Below are 24,403 nucleotides of genomic sequence, written 5' to 3'. Positions count from 1 at the left end.
TCCAACTCGGTCTGCCCCCCAGCGTGCCGCCAGGCTCATCCTGAGGGTCCTCCGGCTGCCTTCCGGGCGGGAGAAGGGCAAAAATTCCAGGGGGTTGCACCCCATGCTACGCTGCGTGGTCCCTCCGAAATCCCCCGTTCGATGGCCACCGACAGCGACTCCCTCAAGCCCACGCCCGACTCCAACGCCGCCACCCCCGAGCTGCGCCTGTTGGATCGCCGTGCCTTCGTCGGGTTCCCCCCCCTCGAGCTGGCGCCCGGGCTGTCCATCGCCGATTTCGCCCTGCAGATCCCCGACGTCACCTTCCCCTTCAACGTCAGCGCCGGCGCCTCGCGCTACCAGCGCAAGAAGCTCCTCTTCGGCTTCCTCGAACTGCACGTCGACGCGGACCTCGTGGCCCGCAAGGTGGCCGAGCTCGCCGGCCGTGTCGCGGGCCTCGGCGACCTCAAGCTCCACTTCCGCCCTGGCTACCTCGAGGGCCAGGCCGTCCTCCAGCCCCCCGAGCGCACCCCCGTCACCTTCAAGGTCGCCTTCGACGCCGATGGCGAGCGGCTCGCCCTCTACGTCTACGACGTGCGCCTGTACGGCTTCTCCTCCACCCCGTCGGTGCAGATCCCCGGCCTGCTCGCCGCCAGCGTGGCCCAGCTCGGCCTCCTGCCCGAGGTGGAGGTGCGCGGCGCCACCGGCTTCTCCACCCGCGTGCTGCCCGCCCTCTGCCAGCGCGCCGCCGTGAGCCGCGGCTTCAAGATGCCCGTGCTCGACACCGCGCGCCTGTCCTCCGCCGAGGTCGGCCCCGCGGGTCTGCGTCTGCGCTTCGCCGCCGGCGGCATGCCTCCCCCCGCTCCCCCCGACGAGGAGCTGCTGCTCGCCCTGGAAGGCTCGCGCGCCTTCGCCGAGGCCGAGGCCTTCCTCGCCCAGGGCAAGCTCGCCGAGGCCCGCGACGCCTTCCTCCAGGCCGGTGACGCCCAGGACGCCCACCCCTTCGCCGCCGAGCGCCTCCTCTCCCTCCTCGTCGCCGACCCCCAGGCCCATGACCTGGCCCTCGACGTCGCCGCCACGCTCCTGCGCCGCCGCGACAAGAGCCCCGCCGCCCTCTGGGGCGAGGCCGTCGTGCGCGAGCGCCGCGGCGAGCACGCCCGCGCCGCCGAGCGCTACCTCGCCCTGTGCGCCCTCTCGCGCCGCGCCTCCGAGGAGGCCGCCGCCTTCTTCTCCGCCGAGGCCGCCGCCCGCGCCGCCCGCGACCACGCCCCCCAGGTCGCCGTGAAGGCCCTCCACGAGGTGCTCGGCCTCCGGCCGGATCACCTCCCGTCCCTCAAGGCCCTCGCCCGCGCCGCCGACCAGAGCCGCGACCGCGCCGGCGCCGTGCGCGCCTACCGCCGCATCGCCGCGCTCGCCCGCGACCCCTCCGAGGCCGCCGAGGCCCACGTGCACCTCGCGGACCTGTGCGCCCAGACCGAGGACGACGTCGCCGGCGCCCGCCTCCACTGCGAGGCCGCCCTGCGCCTCTCGCCGGACCATCCCGATGCGCTGCTCCTGCTCGGCGACTTGTGCCACCGCGGCGGTGAGCACCTGCGCGCCCTCAAGGCCCTGGACCGTCTGCGCGAGGTGGCCATGGCCCGCCACGAGCTGGACCGCGTCGGCCGCGCCAACCTGCTCGCCGGCCGCGTGTGGGAAGAGGGCCTGCAACAGCCCGACAACGCCCTCCTGCGCTACCGCGAGGCCGCCTCGCTCCTGCCCCACGAGCCCGAGGCCCTCTTCGCCTCCGCCCGCGTGGCCGAGAAGCTCGGCAAGTTGCAGGAGGCCCTCGCTGGCTACCAGCAGGCCCTGGAGCTCGCCGGCCCCTCTCCGCGCTCGGAGTCCGTCCGCCGCGCCGCCCACCAGAGTCACCATGCCCTGGCCCGGCTGTCGCGCACGAAGCTCGGCGACCCCGCTCGCGCCCGTGAGCACCTCGAGGCCGCGCTCGCGTTGGACCCTCGCGACGCGCTCGCGCTCGACGAGCTGATTCCCTACTTCCGCGCCACCGGCCGCATGCTGGAGCTCGCCGAGGCCCTGGAGAAGGCCGCCGCCGTTCACGAGGAGCCCGGCCGCCGCGCCGCCCTCTGGGCCGAGGCCGGTGAGCTCTACCGCGGCCGGCTCCAGCAGCCCGAGCGCGCCGAGCGCCTCCTCACCTCCGCCCTGGAAGCCGACCCCCAGCACGCCCCCGCCCTGGAGTCGCTGCTCACCATCGCCGAGGCCCGCCGCGATGGCGGTCTGCTCACCCGGTGCCTGTCCACCCTTGCGCGCCTCACCCCCGAGCCCGCCGAGCGCGCGCGCAAGTACCGCCGCCTCGCCGTCGCCGCGAGGGATCTCGCCTTCGACCTGGACCTCGCCGCCTCCGCGCTCCAGGAGGTGCTCAAGTCCGAGCCGGATGACCTGACCACCCTCGGCGAGCTGTGCGCCCTGCAGCGCAAGCGCGCCGACATGGCGGGCCTCGCCACCGCCCTCCAGGAGCGGGCGCGCGTGGCCGAGGCGCAGGGCGACAAGCGGCTCGCGTCGGCGGCGCTGCGCGAGCTGGCCAACGTGCTCGAGGCCCGCCTGGGCCGGCTCGGTGAGGCGCTCGTGGCCCTGGAGAAGGCCGCGCGCCTGGCGCCGGAGCAGGCCGTGCTCCTGGAGCTGGCCGACCTGTCCCTGCGCTGTGAGCGCCCCGAGCACGCCCGGCGCGCCCTGGAGACGTTGCTGTCCACGCTGCCGCGCACCACCGCCCCCGAGCGCCTCGCGGACATCCGCGCCCGCCTGGGCCGCGCGTGTGAGCTGGCTGGGGACCGCGAGGCCGCCATCACCGCCTACTCCCAGGCCTTCCCGCTGCGCCGCCTGGATGACGCCCTGGCCGAGCGGCTCGAGTCCCTCTACGCCGAGGCGGGCGAGACGCGCGAGCTGGCCGAGCTGTGGGCCTCGCGCGCCCAGGCGCTCGCCGCCGCCGACCGCGCCGCCGAGGCCGCGCCCCTCTTCCTCAAGAGCGCCCGCGTCCTCCTCGAGCGCGGTGAGAAGGGCCCCGCGCTCCTGCGCCTGTCGTCCACCCTGGACGCGAGCCCCACCGGGCCGCTCGCCGCCGAGGCCCTCGACGCGCTCGCCGAGCTGGAGCTGGAGCGCGGCGAGAAGCTGGAGGCCGCCCGGCTGCTCGCGCGCAAGGCCGCGCTCGTGCCCGAGCCCCGCGCTGGCGCCCGGCTCCTCTTCCGCGCCTCCGTGCTCTCCCTGGGCACCAGCCGCGAGGAGGCCTTCCTCGCCGAGGCCCTGGAGCGCGATGGGTCCTTCGCTCCCGCGCGCATGCGCCGGGGTGAGCTGCGCATGCAGGCCGACCCCCGCGCCGCCCTGGAGGACTTCGAGGCGGTGCTGGTGCTGCCCGCGACGGACCCGGACGCCCCGCGCGAGGACGAGTTGCTGGAGCTCACGCGCCGCGCCGCCTCCGCCGCCCAGCGCGCCGGCCGCCCCGACGCCGCCCGGCGTCTGCTCGGGCACTACTGCTCGCTCGCCCCCGAGGACCTCGAGGCCCAGTTGGAGCTCGCGGGCCTCCACCGTCAGGCGGGCGCGCAGGAGCCGCTGGCGGACCTGCTCCTGTCCCTCTGGCCCCGTCTCTCCGGAGACGCGCGCCGCGCCGCCCGCCGCGAGCTGGCCGGACTGTGTCTCTCCCAGGGCCGCACCGCCGAGGCCGCCGAGGCCCTGCGCGGCCTGCTCGCCGAGGAGCCCCTGGACACCTGGGCCACCCAGGCCCTGTTGGAGCTCTTGCCCCCGGCGGGCTCCGGCACCGCCCAGCAGGAGGTCGAGCGCCTCACCCTGCTCGGCACGCTCATCTCCTCCTCCGAGGGTGAGTCCCGCGCCGAGCTGCTCGCCCGCCGCGCCGCCCTCCACCGCAACGCCGGCCGCGCCCAGGTCGCCCGCGACGACTTCCTCGCCGCCACGCGCCTGTCCCGCCGGCCCGCGCCCCTGTGGCTCGCCCTCGCCGCCATCGCCCGCGAGGAGGGCGAGGACGTAGACGAGCTGGAGGCCTGGCGCCACGTGCTCGCCACCGAGCCGGAACTCGCCGAGAGCGCCCGCTCCCGGCTGCTCGCGCTCGCCTCGTCGCTCATGGACAAGGACGCGCGCGCCCCGGCCCGCGAGGCCCTGCTCGCCGCCGTCTCCCTGTCCCTGTCTCCCGCCGAGCGCTGTGATGCCTTCTTCGCCCTCGCGACGCTCGCGCACCGCGACGGGCAGCCCGCCGCCGAGGCGGAGGCGCTCGCCGAGGCCGCGCGCCAGGGGCCCGTCTCCCGCCGCGTGGAAGCGCTGCTCGCGCGCGCGCGTCTCCTGGAGAAGGCCGGAGAGCGCGAGGAGGCCGCGCGGGGCCTGGAGGCGGCGCTCGCCCTCGCCCCCCGCCATTCCGGGGCCACCACCGCGCTCCAGCGCGTGCTGCGCGATCTGGAGGACTGGGGGCGGCTCACGGCCCTGCTCGCCGCCGAGGCCCCCCACGCCCCGCCCGCCGAGGCCACCGCCCTCTACTCCGAGCTGGGCACGCTGTACCTGGAGCGCCTCGCCCAACCCGAGGCCGCCGAGGCCGCCCTGCGCCAGGCCCTGCGGCTCTCCCCGACGGACAGCGCGCTGCGCCGCCGCCTCGTGGTCCTCGCCGCCAGCCGGGGCAACTCCACCGAGGCGGCGCAGCTGCTCGACGTGGAGGATGGGCTCCTGCCTCCGGACGAAGCCGCGTCCCTGCTGCGCGAGGCGAGCACCCATGCCCGGGCCGCGGGCGACATGTCGCGGGCGCTCGAGCTGGCCCGCCGGGCCCACGCCCTCGTTCCGGCGCGGGACGGAGACCTGGCCGAGCTGGCCGAGCTGCTCTTCCTCCACGGCGACGTGCGCGAGGCGCTGCCCCTGCAGGAGCAGCTCGCCGCCGCGGCGGACTTCTCCTCGGACGCCGAGGCCTCGGAGAAGGCCTGGCTGCGCCTGGGCGCGCTCGCCGAGAAGCTCGGGGACATCCGGCGCGCGGTGTCCGCCTACAAGCGCCTGCTCGCCGAGCGCCCGTTGAACGAGGTGGCGGTGCAGCGGCTCGCCGCGCTGCTGGAGAAGGACGAGCCCCGGGCCTCCTTCGAGGTGCTCGTCGCCCACGCGCGCGCCCTGCCTCCTTCCGTGGCCACCGCCCAGCGCCTCGTCGTGCTGTCCGAGCGCGCCCGTGAGTCCCTCGCCGATACCTCCCTCGCCGCCTCGCTGCTGGCCCAGGCGGCGAACATGGCCGAGCACCCGCTGCCCCTGCACGAGGCGCTCGCGGCCCTCCACCGCGAGGCGGGGCAGCTGCCCGAGCTCATGGGGCAGCTTCAGATCATCGCCTCGCTCAACGAGGAGGCCGGCCAGCGCGACGCCGCCATCTCCGCCTGCGCCGAGCACGCGCACCTGGCGGAGATGTCCGGCCGGGTGGACGAGGCCATGCGCTCGCTCAAGGCGCTGTGCTTCCTGCTGGAGAAGGAGGGCCGCAAGGACGAGGCCGCCGCCTGCGAGCGTCACCGCGCGGAGATGCTGCGCGACGTGAAGCTGGACATGTCCGCCGCCGAGGCCGCGCTGGAGCGCTCCTTCACGCTGTTCCCCCAGCTCGACACGGCGCGCATGGGCATGGAGCTCACGAGCCGCCGGGACGACGCCGCCGCCGAGGCCCGGTGGCTCGAGCGCGCCCTGCCGCTCATGCCGGCCACCCCCGCCCGGGCCCGCTCCCTGCTGCGGCTGGCGCGCCTGTTCCTCGACGAGCTCGGGGAGACGGACAAGGCCGAGGGCTTCCTGCGCGAGGCGCTCCTCCAGGATCGCTCCCTCCAGGAGGCCGAGACGCTCCTGTGCGAGCTGCTCGAGCGCGAGGGCCGGGTGGCCGAGCTGGCCGCCTGGTTCGAGGACGCCGCTTCCCACGTGGAGGAGCCGTCGCGCCGCGCGGAGCTGCTGATGCGCGCCGCCACCCTCTACCGCGAGCGCGCCGGGCGCCCGGATGCCGCCGCCATCGCGCTGCTCGCCGCGCGCGCCTCGCTGCCGGATGACCTGGACCTGACCCGGCAGGTGGCGGATCTCCTCCACGAGATGGGCCGGTCCGCGGACGCCGCCGAGTTCGACGCGATCCTCCTGGAGGCCGACCCCTTCCAGGAGCCGCGCTACTCGCGCCACCGCGCCTTCCTCGAGGAGACGGAGGACTTCCAGTCGCTCGCCGCGCTGTTGTCGCGCCGGGCCCAGCGCCAGCCTCCCGTCGATGCCGCGCGGAGCTACCTCGCCGCGGCCCGGGCCTTCCGCGAGGCGGGGGCCCTGGAGCGCGCGCTGCTGTGCGAGGACCAGGCCTTCGAGCTCGCCCCCTCCAGCGCCGAGGCCTTCCACCTGCTCCGGGCCCGGGCCGCGGGCGACGTGCGCCGCCAGGCGGAGCTGCTCGCCCTGCGCGCGGGCGCCGTGTCTCCCGAGCAGGCCATCCCCCTGCTGCGCGAGCGCGCGGAAATCCTGCTCAAGGCGGGCGAGTCGCTGCTCGCCGCCCAGGCCTTCGATGACCTGCTCGCGCGCGCGGGCGACGACGTGGAGGCGCTCGCCACCCGCGCGGAGCTGGCGGCCGAGGGCGGAGGACCGGCCGCGGCGTGGCCCTATGACCGGCGGTTGCTCGCCGCGGGGGGGGACGCGCTGCCGGTGCCCCTGCGGGTGCGCACGCAGATGCGGCTCGGACACGCGTCGCTGGCGTCGGGGGCCCACCATGACGCCGCGCGCGCCTTCGAGGCCGTGGTGTCGCTGGATGGAGACGGGGCCCGGGGCCAGGAAGCCCTGTCCCTGCTCACCGAGGTCTACGGCCACACGGGCGACTCCAAGGGCCTGTACCGGGCCTCGATGAAGCTCGCGCGCAAGGCGGACGCGGCCACCGCCGAGGTGCTGTACCGCCGCGCCGCGGACCTCTTCGACGACCCCAAGGACGCCATCGACGCGCTGCTGCACCTCATGCGCCTGCGTCCCGCGGACAGCACCATCATCGACCGCGCGGTGCGGGGGCTGCGCTCGCTGGGCCGTCCGGCGGACCTGGTCGCCGTCTACGAGGCTGGGGCCCAGGCCGCGGGGGGCTCGCGGGCCGCGCAGCTGCTCCTGGCCGCCGCCGATGTCGCCGCCGAGCAGCTCGATGATGCCCCGCGCGCCGCGGCCCTTCGCGAGCGCGCCGCCGAGGCCGACCCGGACAACCTCCCCGCGCTCCGGGGCCGCCTGGTGGGGCTGCGCGCGCGTGGGGAGCAGGCCGCGCTGCGTGACGTGCTCACGCGCCTCATCGGCGTGACGGAGGACGCCGACGAGGCGTCCCTGCTGCGGCTGGAGCTGGCGTCGCTCGCGCGGGCCGCCGGGGACGAGTCCTCCGCCCGTGAGGCCCTGGAGGCCGTGGTGGCCCGGGGGGCCTCGGGGGCGGGCTACAAGGAGGCGCTGGAGGCGCTGGAGCCGCTGCTCGTGGAGAACCCGGGACGGCTCGCGGAGGTGTACCTGGCGCGGGCGGAGATCCTCCCCGACGCCGAGCGCACCCAGTGGCTGTGGGCGGCGGTGCGCGAGTTCGAGTCCGCGGGCCGTCTGCCGGAGGCGGTGCGCGCGGCCTGGTCCGCCGTGTCCGTCGCGCCGGATGGGGAGGCCCTGCGCCGGGTGTCCGCGCTGCACCGCGCCCTGGGCGAGTCCCGGCGCGCGGCCCAGGCCCTGGCCCAGGCCGTCCGCCTCGTGTCCGCCGAGGAGCGCCCCGCGTTGCAGTTGGACCTCGTCGACCTCTGGGAGGCCGCGGGCGAGCGCGCCGAGGCCCTCGAGGTGCTCGAGCGCCTGGCCAGCGCGTCCTCCGAGGCCGTGGATCCGCGGGTGGTCGCCGAGCGCTTCCTCCGGCTGGAGTCCCCCGTCCGCGCCGCCGAGGTGGGCTTCGCCGCCACGCTGGCGTCGGGGGACGCCGCCGGGGCCCTGTCGCTCGCCGAGCGCGCCCAGGACGAGGCGCGGATCCGCGAGGCGCTCTGGGCGATGGTGGAGGCGGGCGGCGCGGAGGAGGCCCACGTCTCGCGGCTGACCGCGATGCTGCGCGAGGGCGCCCAGCTGGACGGGCTGCTGCGGCTGGCGGAGCTGCTCGCGCCGAGCGACGAGGCCCTGGCCACGTGGCTGCGCGACGAGGTGGTCAACTCGGAGTCGGCGCCGGTGGAGCTGCGCCTGCGCGCGTTGGAGCCGCTCTCGACGACGCCGGACTTCAAGCAGCGGCTGTGGCGCCTGTTGCCGGGACTGGGAAGCGCTCCGGCGGAGCTGGCCGAGGCGGTGCTGACGCATGTCCGGGAGCTGCCCGTGCCGGAGCGCGTCGAGGCGTTGGCCGAGGCGGCGGAGAGCTGGCCGGAGCGGCGGGGCAAGCTGTTGCGCGAGCGCTTCCGGTTGCAGCGGGACGGCGGCCTCACGGCGGACGCGGCGGACACGCTGGGCCTGCTCATCCTGTTGGAGACGGAGCCCCGCGCGCGCGGTGAGCTGTACGTGGAGCAGGGCGACATGCTGATGTGGGCGGGCGACAAGGCGCGTGCCCGCGAGGCCTTCGAGAAGGCGCTGGCGGACGCGCCGGGGACGGTGCGCGCGCTGGAGTTCCTGCTGCCCCTGTACGACGAGGAGCGCAACCACGCGCGTTTCGTGGAGGTGGCGCAGCAACTGGCGGCGGTGCTCGCGGGCCCGGCGGCCATGGGGCTATGGCGCGAGCGGCTGGCGGAGGCCTACGAGGCGCTGGGCCGCCTGCAAGAGGCGAACGAGCAGCTCCAGGCGCTGCCGGAGACTCCCGAGCGGTTGGAGCGGCGGGCGCGCATCGCCGAGGCGCAGGGCCTCACGGGCGAGGCGCTGCGGCTGCGCGAGCGCATCACGGACGATCCGGAGCAATTGCAGGACATCCTGCGCCAGTACCTGGACGCGCAGCTGGTGGTGTTCGCGGTGCACCTGGCCGAGCGCCTGTACCAGGCGGACCAGCTCTCGCCGGAGATGAAGCGCCTGGTGGCCGAGCGGCTCTCGCCCACGGTGCATGGCGCGGCGCTGGCCACCCACATCTGGCCGGAGCTGTTGCGGCGGCAGCCGGCGGACGCGGACGGGTGGACGCTGTTCGCCGAGGCGCTGGCGGCCAGCGACGACATCCCCATGGAGGTGGCGCGGGTGGACGGCTTCGGCGCGGCGCTCGTGTCGAGCACGGCGAGCGCCCCGGCGGTGAGCATCTCCCCGGTGTCCTTGCGCGACGGCTTCCGGCACGCGCTGCCTCCCGGCGTGGTGCCGGTGACGGCCGAGGCGATGCCCCGGCTGCACACGGCCCTGGGGCTCACGCTCCAGTCGCTGGGGGCGGGTGGGGTGCGCGTCTTCCTGGCGCCGGCGGGCGGAGTGGAGGCGTACCTGGCCTCGCCCGGGGAACTGGTGGTGGGCGTGGGCGCCCTGGCCTGCTTCGGGCTGGTGGAGCTGAACTACCTGTGCGCGCTGGCGCTGTGTCTGGGCGCCTCGGGCGAGGCGCTGAGCCGGCCCGGTCCGGTGCCCGGCTTCGACGAGGCGGCGGTGGAGGCCTTCCGCGCGGTGCCCGCGTCGCTCGCCGCCTCGCGCGTGCTGGCGCACCTGTCGCCCGAGGTCCGGGGGGCGGATCCCACCGGGCTGGAGGTGGGGGCGGTGCTGCGCGACAACCCGGCCTTCCACGCGGTGGCGCGCGCGGCGCTGGAGAGCGTGTAAGGTCGAAAGGTCATGCCGCTCCCCCGTCGTCCGCTCCTGTTGCCCCTGCTCGCGTTCGTGGCCGCCGCGTGTGTGTCGGAGACGGTCTACCCGGGGGACGTGGTAGTGGGCCTGTTCAGCTTCCATGCGCAGGCGGACTGGGCGCGCACGGACTGCGACGCGGGCAGCCCGGACTTCAGCCGGCTCGTCGACGGAGGCTTCGACTTCTCGGGGAGCTTCTCGCGCGACAGCGTGGATGGGGGCGCGTGGCTCACGGTGAATGGCTTCTCGCGCTCGGCGACCTATGAGCCGCGGACCCAGCGCTACGTGTCCGTCCAGCGCTCCGGGGCTCCGCTGCCGAGCTGTGGCGAGACGTGCCAGGGCGCGCAGATGGAGGAGACGCTGTCGGTGGTGGTGCTCAGCGACAGCCAGTCCCGGGCGATGGGCAGCCAGTGCGCGAACCTGCCCACGGACGGGGGCCTGCCGGATGGCTCCGTGCCCGGCCCCACGGTGAACGGGTATGACGCCGAGAAGGCCTGTGGGAGCTTGAAGGTGACCTTCCTCCCGGGCACGAGTGGGGTCTGCACTTGCACGACGTCGTGCACGGCGGTGTACGGCGTGGAAGGAGAGCGGCGTTTCAATGCTGGCCAGTAAGAAGAAGGCGGTGGTGTTGCTGTCGGGCGGGTTGGACTCGACGACCTGTGTGGCCATGGCGAAGGCGGCGGGCTTCGAGCCGGTGTGCCTCGCGGTGGCGTATGGGCAGCGGCACGCGGTGGAGCTCGAGCGGGCGCGCGGGGTGGCCCAGGCGCTGGGCGTCACGGACTTCCGGGTGGTGACGGTGGACCTGCGGCAGGTGGGCGGCTCGGCGCTGACCGCGGACATCGACGTGCCCAAGGATCGGGACGAGGAGGAGATGTCCCACGGCATCCCCGTCACCTACGTGCCGGCGCGCAACGCGCTCTTCCTCTCGCTGGCGTTGGGGCTGGCCGAGTCGGTGGGCGCGAGCGACCTCTACATCGGGGTGAACGCGGTGGACTACAGCGGCTACCCGGACTGCCGGCCCGAGTTCATCCGGGCCTTCGAGCAGATGGCGACGCTGGCGACGAAGGCGGGCGTGGAGGGCACGAGCTTCCGGGTGCACGCGCCGCTGTCGGGGATGACCAAGGCGGACATCATCCGCGAGGGCGTGCGGCTGGGCGTGGACTACGGGATGACGCACTCCTGCTATGACCCGGATGAGCAGGGCCGGGCGTGCGGGCGGTGTGACAGCTGCGCGCTGCGGCGCCGGGGCTTCGAGCAGGCGGGAGTGCCGGACCCCACGCGCTACACGACGGGAGCCTGAGCCATGGGGGGACTCGCGCACGGAGTGTTGGGGCTGTGGCTCGCCGCGGCGGGCTCGCCGGTGGTGGACGCCACCGAGGTGGTGGAGGACCTAGTGGTGGACATGCGCTACGCCACCCCGGACAACTTCCTGAAGCAGAAGGTGTACCCGGACGGCGCCCGGTGTCTGTTGTTGCCCCAGACCGCCGAGCGCTTGAAGAAGGCGGCGGACACGCTGCGCGCCCAGGGCTACCGGCTGAAGGTCTACGACTGCTACCGGCCCATCGCGGTGCAATGGCAGATGTGGAAGATCATGCCGAAGCCGGGCTACGTGGCGAACCCCAAGAAGGGGGGCAATCACAACCGGGGCGCGGCGGTGGACCTGACGCTGGTGACGGCGGACGGGGCCGAGGTGGAGATGCCCACGCCCTTCGACTCCTTCGAGCGCGCCGCGCACCATGGCTACCCGGGCGGCACGAAGGCCTCACGCGAGCACCGCGAAATCCTCCGCGCGGCCATGGAGGGCGCGGGCTTCAAGCGCAACGCCATGGAATGGTGGCACTACGACTTGCCGGGCGCCACGAAGCTCCCGGTGCTGGATGTGCCCTTTTCCGCGAAGTGACACCGCCTCGGTCAAGGAAGGGCCTGCCCAACGGCGTTGCCAAGAAAGCGGGCGGCGAGCTGACGGATGGCCGGATTGGCGTCGTTCTGACTGCTCCAGTTCAGCAGCTCTCGCGCGCCGGGCAGTTGAGTCAGATGACCCCCGAGCACGTGGACGATTTCGGTCCTGACCGCGGCCGCGGGATCCTGCTGCAGCGCCTGCCGCAGGGTGGGCAGGAGGGGCTCGAGGGGCCGGAAGCTGGAGGCGAACACGGCGGCTTTGCGTACGTCGGGCGACTCATCTCCGAGGAGTCTGGCCGCCAGGAGCCGGTCGGCGGCTGGATCCGGAATGAGGCGCAGGGACGTGACCGCCGCCTGCCGTACCTGGACCGAAGTGGAGCCCAGTGCGTTCTGGAGTGTCGTCAAGGCATGCGCATCCCGGGTGTTACCCAGGGCGCGCAGGATCATGGCCTGCTCCTCCGGGGTTTTCGCGGAGCGGTACGCGGTCTCGAGCTCTCGCACGAGCGCTTCCGAGCCGCGGGCGTTCTCGTCGTGCATTTGATACGCCGCATTGCCTAGCGCCAGGGTCGCCGTGTCGCGCAGCTCCGGCCGGGGCTCGCGCGTGAGGTTCCTCAGGGCATTGATTCCTTCCTGGGTGGGGGCGTCCGCCATGCCCAGGGCGGCGACCGCGTCCGTGCGCACCGGCACCTCGAGGACGGAGTCGTCGACGACCTTCGAGAGGGCCTGGATGGATTCTGGCGTGCTGGCCGCGGAGAGCGCGCCGAGAAGGGGACTGGCCGCGATCGGCTCCAGCCCTCCCTGGCGCAGGGTCTCCGGGACCTTCAAGGCCTCGGTGGGCTCGAGCATGAAGAGCGCGCGGAGTTGTTCCAACGCCAACGAGCGCGCATCGTCCCGAGCCCGCTCTTCCTTGGGAAGGGAGCGCAAGTCCTTGAGCAGATCATCGAAGTGCTTGCCCGCGAGGATCCGACGGTAGTTCTCCTTGGGATCCTGGGTCTGGGCTTGATAGCTGGCCAGGAGGATCGTGTTCAGACTCGCCCGGCGCGCCTCCAGTGCGCTGAGCAGGGAGAGATCCCTGGTCCGTGCCAGCAGACGCAGTCGGCACTGGAGCTGGTTGGTCACCTTGGGCATTCCCTGACCGGCGTCCACCTCCAGCCGCTCCTGGGCCTGCATCGTCTCGGCCCAACCATCCTCGGCGAGCCCAAAGGTGGAGCGCGAGTGCACGTCGATGCGCAGCGTGCCCGCCTCATAGGGCTGGAGTCCCTTGGACGTGGCCACATGCGTGTAGCCCTGCTTCGTCTTCTCGAATTGTTTTTGACCTGGAGCCCGCTGGTACGTGGCCTGGTACTGGCCCGTGACGTCGTATTCCTCGCTCCGCCACGACTCCGGGGGAACTCCCGTCACGACGAACTGGGACGTGGCGACCAGGGAGCGGAGGATGCCTTGTGCCAGCACATCCGTGCCCATCTCGAAATGAACCCATTTCACTGCACCAGAGCGCTGCAGGGTCATGAAGAAGGGCATCGTCAGGCTCTTCATCATGGTCTGGCGCACCTCGGGCGCGAGGGCGTCCTTTCCATCGACGCTGACGGAGACATTCGCGGGCACCAGTCGCACCTGGGCCTCGACCTGGGCCTCGCCAGCACTGACGATTCCCACGTTCCACTCTCCGCTGATCTGGAAGCGCATGCCAGGAGGAATGGGCGCACCCGGCTGGGATGAACTGAAAGTCACCTCCTGGTCCGTCTCCACGGAGTAACGATAGTTCATGCCCGGAGCCCACAGCCGGGAGCCATCGGCTGTCTTTCGTGGGAACGCTGGGGGTTCCTCGATCGCGGGCTGTGACGGTGGCGCCTTCCGGGGACTGTCATTCCGGACCTGGAGCTGCGTGGGACTCGCGCCCTGATCGCTCGAGGGAATCACCCACCACGCCACGAAGCCCAATGAGAAGAGGACAACCGCCAGCATGAGAAGGTGATGCCATTTCCAGGACATGCGCATGGTGCCCGAGAGTTAGCACGGCCCACGGTGCCCCGCCTAGCTGGCGGCTGAAAAAGTCCGGCGGCGGTCCGTCACGCCACTCTTGCTTGGAATGCCATTGGGCCCCAACCGCATATCAGCCTGTCCTCGGCTCCGTCCCTTTCCCCGGGCTCTCCCAGGAATTCCAGCGAAGATTTAAAAATTAAACAGGGCGGTTTTCCGCGTTATTTCGGGACGTCCCAGTAGCTCAGGCCTGCGGTTTTTTTCTTCACTTCTGGTAAAACCCGCTTGACACCATTAGTGCGTATGATATCTGGCATTTGTTTTTGGTCTCAATAAACCGGATTTTCAGAGGGGGATTCATGTCCAGAGTTCGTCTGGCGGTGAGTGCTGGTGCATTCCTGCTTACTATCGGCGTTGCGCAGGTGTCCTCGGCACAGGTTCCGTCGTACGTCGACCCAGTCGTCTATGAAGTGGATCCCACGAGCTTTCCCACCACCAGTTATCCGGGTGGCTATCAGCTCAACAATAATTACGAGTGGGAGTCCAGCTATCCGTTCGCCGGTTCCTATTCTGCCACCGAGCAGGAGCTCATCATCAAGGATGAGCTGGTGCGCACCGGAGGCACGCGGAGCACGGACTCGGATGGCAGCACGATCATCAACATCGATCAGGGCATCATTCCCGAGGCGAACCAGGGGGACATCACTCCTCCCCTGGAGGTGAACAACGACAACGTCGCGCCCTCCGGTACCGCTCCGTTCACCAAGAGCTACTACCGCAGCGATAACCTGGGCAACAGCGTGTTTGGCGCGGGCTACATCATCGATGCCTCGATGACGTCCACGCCAGCGACGGGCACGGCCGAGAAGCGGGTGGAGGCCCATGCCGAGGGCAAGGTGTACGCCGTGGCCTTTGGCGCCCAGAAGGAGATCGTCCGGGGCCGCGCCGAGGTTTCCGGCCAGGCCGGCGGCAACAACAGCGGCACCGCGAGCCTGTACGCGATGGGCCAGCAGGTGTGGTCCGGCAATCTCTACTACAGCTTCGAGATCACCCCCATCAACTGGAGCCGTACCTTCTTCTCCGCTTCCAAGCGCTTCATGGTGGGCCCCGTGCCGGTCTCCGTGTCGGCTTCGATCAGCGGCGGTCTCAAGCTGACGGTCTCGGGACAGATTGGTCCGACGATCGCCCGGCTTTCCGCCACCGCGGGAGGCTGGGCCAACGCCAACGCCTCCGCGGGCGTGGACATCGTCGTCGCGGGCGTGGGGGTGGAGGGGGCCGTGACCCTCATCAACGTGAGCCTGCCCGCCTTCGCCGAGCTGTTCTGGCCGTTCTACTCCCTCGACTGGAAGCTCAAGGCGGATCTCAGCCTGAACACCCTCAACGGCAACCTGAAGCTCTGGGTGCGGGTGGGGTTCTGGTTCTTCAAGAAGACCTGGCGGCTGACCATCGCCAGCTGGTCCGGCTACACGCAGAACATCAACGTCTACAACAACGCCGGCTCGCTCATCCTGGGCATCGATCCCATGTAGTTCTCCTCGGGAGGGGAGCGGGAGCGCCGGAGTTGCTCTCCAGGCGCCCCCTCCTTTCCCCTGGCCCGGTCCTCGGCGCCTTGATTCCACGTCTGGCCGCTGTTTTTCGTTGAAGCTGTATTGTGGGATTTTGTGAATCCTGCTTCCATTTTCCGTCCAGGTCGTTTACTCTCGTTTTCCAGGTAGGCGTGGTGTTTTGCCGCTTCCGCCGCGTGGTTGCTGTCTTCCTGGGGGGCTCCGAGTCAATTCCTGGTCATGAGACGTCAAGCCCCAAGGCTCCCCGCGATTCCGCAGTGGCCAGGGGTCTGCCGTAAGAAGGGCTATTTCCCATCGTCAGGCGGGAAAGCAGCATTCCTGTCGCCATCGCGGGGCGCGCGACAGGGAGGAAGTCCAGCCAACATCACACCACAGGAGTCAGGCATGAAGAAGAACCTGTCGTTTTGCGCCATCATCACGACTCTGGGGCTCGCCACGCAGGCGTCTGCGGGTTGGGCACCCAGCAACTACCGCTGTGCTTTCGATCAAATCACCAACGCGGATCAGTCCCGTGGCCGCCAGCAGTGGGCCAAGAAGTGGGCCGATGCCGATCCTTATAACATTTCGGCCACCAAGGATCAGCGTTTCTGGGCGTCTGTGTTCAATCAGGACGCGCTGGACTCGTTGAACAACTACGGCACCTATCTCTACCCGGTGTATGTGGATCCCAACCAGGGCTATGATCCCGTGATGGGGCCTGGCGCCGCGGGGAGCGCCACCGCCTCGCTCACCGGCGATCAGATCTCCAACCTGCCGTACACGGAGAAGCCGGTCCAGGTGTTGATGGACGGTGTCTGCGAGCCGGGCTGCTACACGCCGGATCAGAGGATCCTCTTCCAGAGCGGTGAGGTGCAGGTGGAGAAGGCCCAGAAGGCGGGCGCCGACGATCTGGTGACGCTGTCCGCCGAGTCCACCCTGGACGCCGTGCAACTCGTCAACAACACCGTCGAGCGCTACACGGTGGACCGGGACCCGGTCAACCAGCAGGTGCTCGACTTCCGGATGGCCTCCGGCGGCAAGCTGACGGTGACGCGCGAGCACCCGCTCGTGACGAGCCAGGGCAGCCTGCGCAAAGCCAAGGAGTTCATCGTCGGCGAGCACCTGGTGAAGCAGGACGGCTCGTTGGACAAGATCGTCACCATCGAGGAGCGGGCGTATTACGGCAAGGTCTACAACCTGCGCCCGGTGAGCCGGGATCTCACCTCCAACATCCTGGTGGCCGAGGGCTATCTCAATGGCTCGGCCCGCTTCCAGAGCGAGTATGTGGAGGAGCTCAACCGCCTCATTCTGCGCAACAACGTGCCGGACGACGTCATCCCGCAGAACTGAGTGAAGGCTGTTGTCCAGCTTGGGGGCGGGGAGCCCATCCATCCGTATCAGGCTCCCGCCCTCGGTTTCGTTCGCCCGCCCAGTGTCGCCAGTTCTCGAGGTTGGAGCCCTGAATGGACCGTAAGTTCGCATCCAAGCATCTACTCTTCCCCTTCCTGGCCGCCCTGCTCCTGGGCTTTGCTGTCATCTTCTTTGCCCTCTGGACCGACGTGCCGATGCCGGCCCCCGCGCCGGAGCAGCCCCGCGTGACCGCGCGGCCTCCAGAGCAGCCCGCGAGGCCGTTGAGTCCTCAGCCCGCCACGGCGCCGCTGCCCCTCGAGCCCTCACGCCCCGTGGTCGTCAGTGATCCGTTGGAGACGGATACCACGCCGCCGCTTCTGGCCAAGCCCCGCTCGCCACTGGATTCCCTCCGGCAGCGCGTCATGGTGGCCCATCCGGACATCGCCCAGTTCCGGCAGCTCCAGCGCAAGGTTCTTCTCAAGCCGCAGGAGAAGGAGATGTTGCGCGACATGTACAAGGATCGCGAACTCATCGAGGCGGCCAAGCAGGATCTGCTCGCCGCCGACGAGGAGACCTTCACGGAGGAGGGGCAGTTCAAGCGGCTCTACCGGGTCGAGTATCTGGGGATGGGGTTGGAGTGGAAGGAGAACCCGGAGCGCGAGACGCTTCTGAAAACAGTCGAGGAGGTCATCCTCGCCAAGAACATCCAGTCCGAGCAGGGCCTGGACCTGCGCCGCTCCTTGTCCGGGGACAAGGTCGAGCTCTTCATGGTCATGCTCTACAACGATCGGAAGCGCGCCGAGGAGTTGCTCGCGAGTGTGCAGGGGACCGATCTGGAAAAGCTGCTCAAGTACTCCATGCTTCGCTACGACGCCCTCTGGGCGATCGCGGACAAAAAATGAACACGCGCCTACGCTCCACGCTCCACGCTTCCTCGCTGCTCTCCACCCTGCTGCTGGCCTCGATGGGCTGTACCGGGGGCCCCGTGCAGCCGCCAGATGAAGACCCCACGGACTGCGAGGGCACGAACGGCTGCGGCAGCCTGTCCTCTCCCGCCTGCTCCCGGGTGCATCTCTGGGACGTCTTCCAGTTCGGCACGGACCAGGACGACACGGGGGTCGTGGTGGGCGCCGATGGCGATTGCAACATCTATGTCGCCGGTAATACCCGCGGTCGCTTCAGTGGTGGGGGGGACGTCATCACGTCGGAGGCCGGGGCCATGCAGGATATCTTCTCCATCCGCCTGCCCGCGGTCATGCCGCCCGAGGATCCGTCGGATTCCGTGGACCTTCCCTTTCCCCGGGTCATCCAGCTGGGCTCCTCGTTGGACGACAGTGTCAAGGACTTCGCCATCGCGGATGATCGCACGGTCTTCCTGGTGGGGGCGACCGCCGGCCAGATGCCAGGTGCGTCCGAGCCCGGGCAGGGCTTCAATGACATCTTCGCCACGAAGCTCAACTCCAGAGGTCAGCGGGAGTGGACGCAGCAGTACGGCTCGGCCGAGGAAGACTCCGCGCTGGCGGTCGCCCTGCGCAGGGAGGCGTCCGGCGTGAACGTCTACATCGCGGGCACCACGCAGGAGCAGGTCGACCGGGGCTTCGAGATCACGCTCGACATCCTGGGACCCACCGGTGCGGCCATCTCGAGGGCTACGTACGGAACGATCGACCATGACCGGGCGGAGGGGCTCGCGCTCGACGCGTCCGGCAACATCTTCATCGTGGGCTCGACGATGGGTGATTACAGCGAGCCCGGGAGCCACGCGGGCTCCACGGATGCCTTCGTCACGAAGATCGCCCAGCAGAACCTGGCCGAGGAGGAGTGGAAGAGCCAGATCGCCACGTCGGACATCGACGCCGCGCTCGATGTCGTCGTGGACGCCGACGGCAACGTCTACGTCCTGGCTGTCTCCTTCAGTGACCTCGACGAGGGGCAATCCGAGAACGACGGCATCCAGAATTCGTTCTTGATCAAGTACGCGGCGGGGAGCGGCCGGCCGGAGTGGACCAGGCGGATAGGCTCGAAGTCGCAGTACAGCCGCGCGACGGGGCTGGCTCTCGACGCCCAGAAGCGCATCTACGTCGCGGGCTTCACGACGGGTTCGATGGTGGAGGGCGTGGGGAACAAGGGAGGCAGGGACGCGTTCGTCGCCCGGTATGACGCCGAGGGTGTAAAGAATTGGGCCAGGCAGATCGGGACGGCCGGCACGGATGAGGCCTCGGACGTTGTCGTCACCAAGGCGGGCGACGTCGTCATCACGGGCTTCACGACGGGTGACCTGTGGGGCCTCGGGAACCAGGGCCGGCAGGATGCGTTCATCGCCCGGTTCAATCCCAGTTCACAGCCGTAATGATCATTCGAAGGTGAGGAGTCATTTCATGCGTTCCAAGGGTATTCAGCTGGGTGGTGCCATTCGCGGTCTGTCCATGGCGCTCGCCGTGGGGGTTGCCTTTCCGGCGGCCGCGGCGACACAGGCGCAGGCACTGGAGCTTCGCGCAGTGCCGAAGAAGGGGTTCGCCTCGAACCTGCGCGGGGACATCCAGGTCTCGCGCATCGTCATCAAGTTCCGTGAGGGCACCCATGTGCGTCTGCGCGGCAGCTCGCTGAGTGTGGAAGCGGGAGCGCGCAGCGCACAGGAGCGCTCCAGGCTTTCACAGCTCAAGCTGGACGATGCCCAGTTGGCATCGGACCTCGACGCCGTCCACAAGTATGTGTCGCGAGAGTCGCGTGCGGGCAGGCTGGCCCGGCTGTTCTCCGTGGACGAGCAGACGCTGATGTCCAAGAAGGCGGAGGCGGAGCTGCGCAGTGGCCGGGAGCTGGCGGACCTCAATCTGTACATGGAAGTCCCGGTGGCGGCGGGCTCCACCTTCGCGGATGTCGCGCAGCTGGTGGCCGCGCTCGACGCGCTGCCGAGCGTGGAGACCGCCTACGCCGAGCCCCCGGCGGAGCCGGCGTCAGTCCCCTGGTCCAGCATGCTGACCGCGCTCCAGGGGGCCACGGATCTCGCCCCGGTCACTCCGCAGTTCGACGGTGAGCAGGGCTATCTCCAGGCGGCGCCGCTGGGCGTGGACGCGGTGTATGCGTGGACCGTCAACGGTGGCACGGGCGCGGGGGTGAAGATCGTCGATGTGGAGGGGGCATGGCGCACCTCGCACGAGGATCTGCCCGCCTTCTTCCATACGGGGGGGACCCAGTTCGCCGACCTGGGCTGGCGCAACCATGGCACCGCGGTGGTGGGGGTGATGGTGGGCGTGAAGAACGCCTATGGTGTGACGGGTGTGGCCCACGGGGCCCAGATTGGTTTCGAGGCCATTGGCGCGCAGAGCGTGGCCAGCGCCATCACCAATGCCGCCAACGCGGCGGGGGTGGGGGGCGTCGTCCTGATCGAGGTGCACCGTCTCGGGCCGCCCAACAGCACTCCCTGCACGTGCAACACCCAGCAGTGCGACTACATCGCCATGGAGTACTGGCAGGCGGAGTACGATGCCATCTCCCTCGCGACCTTGAGTGGCGTGACGGTGGTCGAGGCCAGTGGCAATGGCAGCTCGAATCTGGATGATGCCGCCTACGGGGGAGCCTTCGACCGCAGCTCGCGCGACTCCGGCGCCATCCTCGTGGGCGCTGGCTCCTCGGCTGGCCGGGCGCCGATGTGCTGGACCAACTTTGGCAGCCGGGTGGACGTGCACGGCTGGGGCGAGCAGGTCATCACATCGGGTTACGGCGACCGATTCAACCCGGGTGACGAGAACCAGTTCTACACCGCGGTGTTCAACGGCACTTCCAGTGCCTCTCCCATCATCACCGGCTCGGTGGCCAGCATCCAGGGGGCCTTGAAGGCCAACGGCCGCAACCCGCTGTCGCCCCTCGCCATCCGCGATGTGCTGGTGAGCACGGGGACCGCGCAGGCCCCTGACGCGAAGCAGATCGGGCCTCGGCCCGACCTGCGGCGTGCGCTGGGCAAGCTCAACCTCCGTCCCTGAGCCCGCCACGTTCCCGTTGACCCGGAACGAATGAAGGAGGGGCGCCCGGCGGCGCCCCTCCTTGGCTCGAAGGCGCTTTCGCGGTTGCTGAATTCCAGATGTCTCGAGGATTGGAGAAATCAGTCATGAAGTCTCTTCCCCTGTGGGGGCTTGCCCTCTGCGTGAGCTCCACGACGGCCTTCGCATTCGAGCAGACCCGGCTGGAGCAGCTCAGACCCATCGAGGACATCGAGATATACCCGGATGATCCAGGTGGTGGTGGCGGCGGGCAAGTACCGCCACCTCCCTGGACGCCCAGCTACTACCGGTGCACGCAGGATCAACTCAACCCCGACCAGGGCCGGGGCCGTCAGAAATGGGCCCAGCGCTGGGCCAACAACGATCCGTACAACATCTCGGCCAGCCGGGATCAGCGCTTCTGGTTGTCGGAGCACACGGAGTACGCGATCACCGCCTATGAGAGCTACAGTATGTGGCTCTACCCCGTGTATGTGAACCCCGACAACTATTATGAGCCATACCCCGGTCCGGGCGCGCCCTCTTCCTCGACCGCGGGCTACACGGGCGACCAGATCTTCAACCTCAGTTACATCTACAAGCCTGTCTCCGTGGTCGTGGATGGTATCTGCGAGCCGGGTTGTTACATGCCGGACCAGAAGGTCCTGTTCCAGCAAGGGGGGGTCTCCATCCAGGAGGCCCAGACGAGGGGCATCTCCGAGCTGGTGACGCTGGCCGCGGAGTCCACCCTGGGTTCCATCCAGCTCGTCCAGGACACCGTCGAGCGTTATACGCTGGACCGGGACGCCGCGAGTCAGGAGATCCTCCACTTCCGGATGGAGTCCGGGGGCAAGCTGGCCGTGACGCTCGAGCACCCGCTCGTGACGAGTGAGGGCCGCGTGAAGAAAGCCAGGCTGTTCACCCCCGGCGATTCCCTGGTGAAGCAGGATGGCTCCCTGGACAAGATCGTCTCCATCGACTCGCGCCAGTGGTACGGCAAGGTCTACAACCTGCGCCCCAGCAACCGGGACTTCGTCTCCAACATCCTGGTCGCGGAGGGCTACCTCAATGGCTCGGGACGTTTCCAGAGCGAGTTCGTGGAGGAGCTCAATCGCATCCTCCTGCGCGACAACGTGCCGGATGAGGTCGTCCCCTCGAACTGAATCAAGGTTTTCTCCCTGAATTGGAACGTTGATGCGGGTAGCTCCCGTATCTCACTCGCAGTCCCCTGGCTTGGAGAGCACCACGAATGAAGAAGAACATCCATTTCCTCGCTGCCATGGCGATTCTGGGTAGTGCAGCCCAGGCCTCCGCCACTACCTGGGCTCCCTCGGAGTACCGTTGCACCTTCGATCAGCTCACCTCTGACAAGTCGCATGGACGGGTCCGGTGGGCCCAGACGCAGGCCAACAAGAACTTGTACATGTACAAGGGCGGGGCCGCGGCGGGGAAGAAGGATTCGCGGTTCTGGGGTTCTCAATTCACGGAGGATGCCACCAACGCGTATGAGCTGTACCAAATCTACATCTACCCGGTGTATGCGGATCCGGCGACGGGATACGAGCCCTGGATCGGCCCTGGCGCCTACGGTTCCCAGGCCGCGGTGACCGCCAGTTCCTGGCTCCTGACGGGAGAGCAGCTCGCCCAGCTGGGCCACCTGGAGAAGCCGGCGGACGTCCTCCACGATGGCGTGTGCGAGCCGGGTTGCTATGCCCCCGACCAGACGCTCCTCTTCGAGACGGGTGAGCAGAGCATCTCCGGTGCCCAGTCCATTGGCCGCGCCGACCTGGTCACCCTCTCGCCGGACGCGACCTTCGACAACCTCACCTTCATCGCCAATCCCATCGAGAACTACACTCTCGACAAGGCGCCCGCCAAGCAGGACATCCTGGACTTCTCCATGGAGTCGGGGGGGCACCTGTCGGTGACCGAGCATCACCCGCTCGTCACCAGCGAGGGTGCTGTCTCCAAGGCCATGGATTTCATCCCGGGTGAGTACCTGGTCAAGCAGGACGGCTCGTTCGACAAGATTGTCTCCATCGAGCGGCGGCAGTGGTTTGGCAAGGTCTACAACGTGCGTCCCGTGAGCCGGGATCTCACCTCCAACATCCTGGTGGCCCAGGGCTATCTCAATGGCTCGATCCGCTACCAGAGCGAGTACGTGGAGGAGCTCAACCGGATCATCCTGCGCAACAACGTCCCCGAGGAGTTCGTCCTTGGGGAGTGAGCGCCGCGTCTGAAGGTCTGCGTAGGTAGAAAGGAAGCCGGCCCCTGGGGGTCGGCTTTCTCTCGTTAGAGGGCCTCGGGAGTTCTCCGCGGCCGCGTCCCCGCTCCCACCGAGCTGAGCGCGTTCGAGCAGGACGGCGAGGGGGTGACGGCCACGCTCGTCTCCCCGGGAGGCACACCCGAGCGGGTTCGGGCGCTCTACCTGGTGGGCGCCGATGGCGGGCACAGCCTCGTGCGCAAGCGGCTCGGGGTGTGGTGCGCCCGGATGGCTACCTCGGACTCGTCACGCCGGGCCTCGGCACGGAGCGCGTGGAGGACTACCTCGCCCTCGTGCTCGCTCCCTTGCTTCGCCGGGGTGTCGGGGCCTCCGGGTGTGCGGTGTGGGTGCTCCGAGGGCCGTTGTCCGACAGTCACCCGGGACAGTGCGTTGTTTCCTGGCGGCGCTTGGACGATCCTCTCGTGCCACCCTCAGGAGTCCACTCGATGTCCCCGCGAAACTTCGTGAAGCAGGCCCTGCCCTGGGTCGCGCTCGTCCTGGCGATCGCCGCCCTCGGCTACACGTGGAGGTGGGCCCTCTCGAAGTCCTCTGATCGCCAGCGGATGCACCACGCGTTCAGCACCGGCACCACGAACTACATCTTCAGCCTGTGTCCGAGCACCCCGCTCGCGGAGACCGAGCCCCGGTGGGCGAGCGACATGCGCGGGCGCTGCATGGCGAATCAGCCCACCTGGGGCACCCCGCAGCAGGGCGGCGTCCGCCCCGAGCTCGACATCGAGAAGGGCTCGACGTGGCAGTCCATGCAGCTGCTCTCCCGGCTGGTGCTGGAGATCTCCCCGGGCAAGATGCTGTCGCTCTTGTCGCTGGTGGTCATCTCGCTGGCGGGCACCCTGGGCGTGCAGCGCAAGGGCTGGCTCGAGCGTCAGGGGCTGAGCCTGAGCGTCACGCGGGGGGCCGCCGTGTCCATGCTCACCGTCGTCCTGGTGGCGCTGAGCGTCTCGCTCGTGCTGCTCGACGAGCAGGAGACGCTGTCCATGTGCCAGGTGACCGGCGGCACCTACGCCAACCTGCTGTCCGTGGACGCGCGCTGCTCGCAGCAGACGATGCTGTTGCGCGAGACCCAGGAGAAGCTCGAGCAGAAGAAGGGCGAGCTGGACGCGCGCGCCGAGGAGCTGGAGGAGCTCAAGCGGGAGATCGCCTCGCTCGGGGTGATGCGTGACGCGCTGGGCTCGTTCAAGACGGAGCTGCAGAGCCAGAGCGAGAGCACCCAGCAGCTCATCCGCGCCGTCACGGGCGCCACGCTCGAGGGCATCAACAAGGCGTTGGATCCCATCCACGCGGACGTGAAGGGGCTGGACTCGTCGCTCAAGACGGACTTCCGCAAGGGCCTGCGTGGCGAGCTGCAGGAGGACATGACGTCCCTGGTCCGGGCCGAGTTGAAGACGGCGCTCCAGGGCGAGCAGCTCCAGGAGCTCATCCGGCGCGAGGTGCGCGAGGCGGTGCGCGCGGACGTGCGCGAGGTGGTGCGAGGCGAGCTGCGCGAGTCGGTGAAGACGGTGCTGGCGGCGAGCCCCGCGGTGCTTCCCCCGGCCCCGAAGCCCGAGACCAAGACCCCGGCGCGCACGAACGTCACCGCCGCTTCCTCCAAGCCTCCCGCCCCCGGGCGCAAGCCGTCGCCGGCACCCACTCCGCCCAAGCGCTGAATTCCGGGGGGGGGAGCGCGG

General features: G+C 70.1%; 14 protein-coding genes. 13 read left to right on the top strand and 1 reads right to left on the bottom strand.

Features of this window, described 5'->3' with window-relative positions:
- The first annotated feature begins 141 nt into the window (after positions 1-141).
- The 4 genes from F0U63_RS42910 to ddpX are packed head-to-tail and all read left to right on the top strand — an operon-like array spanning position 142 to position 11,605.
- Positions 142-9,684 carry a flagellar hook-length control protein FliK gene (locus F0U63_RS42910; protein ID WP_395840011.1) on the top strand — a complete coding sequence of 3,181 codons (9,543 nt, stop codon included), beginning with the start codon at positions 142-144 and terminating at the stop codon, positions 9,682-9,684.
- Between the two features lie 12 nt (positions 9,685-9,696).
- Entirely contained in the window at positions 9,697-10,317 is a 621-nt protein-coding gene (locus F0U63_RS42905; RefSeq protein ID WP_395840008.1) for a hypothetical protein, read from the top strand.
- Positions 10,304-11,005 carry a 7-cyano-7-deazaguanine synthase QueC gene (gene queC / locus F0U63_RS42900; protein ID WP_395840005.1) on the top strand — a complete coding sequence of 234 codons (702 nt, stop codon included), beginning with the start codon at positions 10,304-10,306 and terminating at the stop codon, positions 11,003-11,005. The genes F0U63_RS42905 and queC overlap by 14 nt, the downstream gene beginning before the upstream one ends.
- Before the next feature lie 3 nt (positions 11,006-11,008).
- Positions 11,009-11,605, top strand: coding sequence for a D-alanyl-D-alanine dipeptidase (gene ddpX / locus F0U63_RS42895; RefSeq protein WP_395840002.1), 597 nt, complete (start codon positions 11,009-11,011; stop codon positions 11,603-11,605).
- Positions 11,606-11,616: 11 nt separating this feature from the next.
- On the opposite strand, the gene F0U63_RS42890 is transcribed toward ddpX, so the two are convergent.
- The gene (locus tag F0U63_RS42890) at positions 11,617-13,371 is read right to left on the bottom strand and encodes a HEAT repeat domain-containing protein (RefSeq protein ID WP_395839999.1); all 1,755 of its coding nucleotides are present in this window, start codon (positions 13,369-13,371) and stop codon (positions 11,617-11,619) included.
- 572 nt (positions 13,372-13,943) lie between these two features.
- On the opposite strand from F0U63_RS42890, the gene F0U63_RS42885 reads away from it, so the two are divergent.
- From F0U63_RS42885 to F0U63_RS42845, 9 genes are all read left to right on the top strand, one after another.
- Complete coding sequence (locus F0U63_RS42885) at positions 13,944-15,113, top strand: hypothetical protein (RefSeq protein WP_395839996.1); 1,170 nt, start codon at positions 13,944-13,946, stop codon at positions 15,111-15,113.
- Between the two features lie 420 nt (positions 15,114-15,533).
- Positions 15,534-16,478: a Hint domain-containing protein gene (locus tag F0U63_RS42880; RefSeq protein ID WP_395839993.1), complete on the top strand. Its 945-nt coding sequence runs from the start codon at positions 15,534-15,536 to the stop codon at positions 16,476-16,478.
- A gap of 113 nt (positions 16,479-16,591) precedes the next feature.
- Entirely contained in the window at positions 16,592-17,380 is a 789-nt protein-coding gene (locus F0U63_RS42875) for a hypothetical protein (protein ID WP_395839990.1), read from the top strand.
- Positions 17,377-18,828, top strand: a complete 1,452-nt coding sequence (locus F0U63_RS42870) for a hypothetical protein (protein ID WP_395839987.1) — start codon at positions 17,377-17,379, stop codon at positions 18,826-18,828. Before F0U63_RS42875 ends, F0U63_RS42870 begins: the two co-directional genes overlap by 4 nt.
- Before the next feature lie 28 nt (positions 18,829-18,856).
- Complete coding sequence (locus F0U63_RS42865) at positions 18,857-20,458, top strand: S8 family peptidase (RefSeq protein WP_395839985.1); 1,602 nt, start codon at positions 18,857-18,859, stop codon at positions 20,456-20,458.
- 125 nt (positions 20,459-20,583) lie between these two features.
- Positions 20,584-21,618, top strand: a complete 1,035-nt coding sequence (locus F0U63_RS42860; protein ID WP_395839983.1) for a hypothetical protein — start codon at positions 20,584-20,586, stop codon at positions 21,616-21,618.
- Positions 21,619-21,704: 86 nt separating this feature from the next.
- Positions 21,705-22,682, top strand: a complete 978-nt coding sequence (locus F0U63_RS42855) for a hypothetical protein (protein WP_395839980.1) — start codon at positions 21,705-21,707, stop codon at positions 22,680-22,682.
- Positions 22,683-22,796: 114 nt separating this feature from the next.
- Entirely contained in the window at positions 22,797-23,186 is a 390-nt protein-coding gene (locus F0U63_RS42850; RefSeq protein WP_395848516.1) for an FAD-dependent monooxygenase, read from the top strand.
- A complete protein-coding gene (locus F0U63_RS42845; RefSeq protein WP_395839977.1) occupies positions 23,165-24,382 on the top strand; it encodes a hypothetical protein in 1,218 nt (405 codons plus the stop codon). Before F0U63_RS42850 ends, F0U63_RS42845 begins: the two co-directional genes overlap by 22 nt.
- Positions 24,383-24,403 lie beyond the last annotated feature (21 nt).

It is taken from the genome of Cystobacter fuscus (genome assembly GCF_044360685.1).
Lineage (GTDB): Bacteria > Myxococcota > Myxococcia > Myxococcales > Myxococcaceae > Cystobacter > Cystobacter fuscus_C.
Note: the sequence above shows the minus strand (reverse complement) of the source record. Positions and strands in the feature narration are given on the sequence as shown.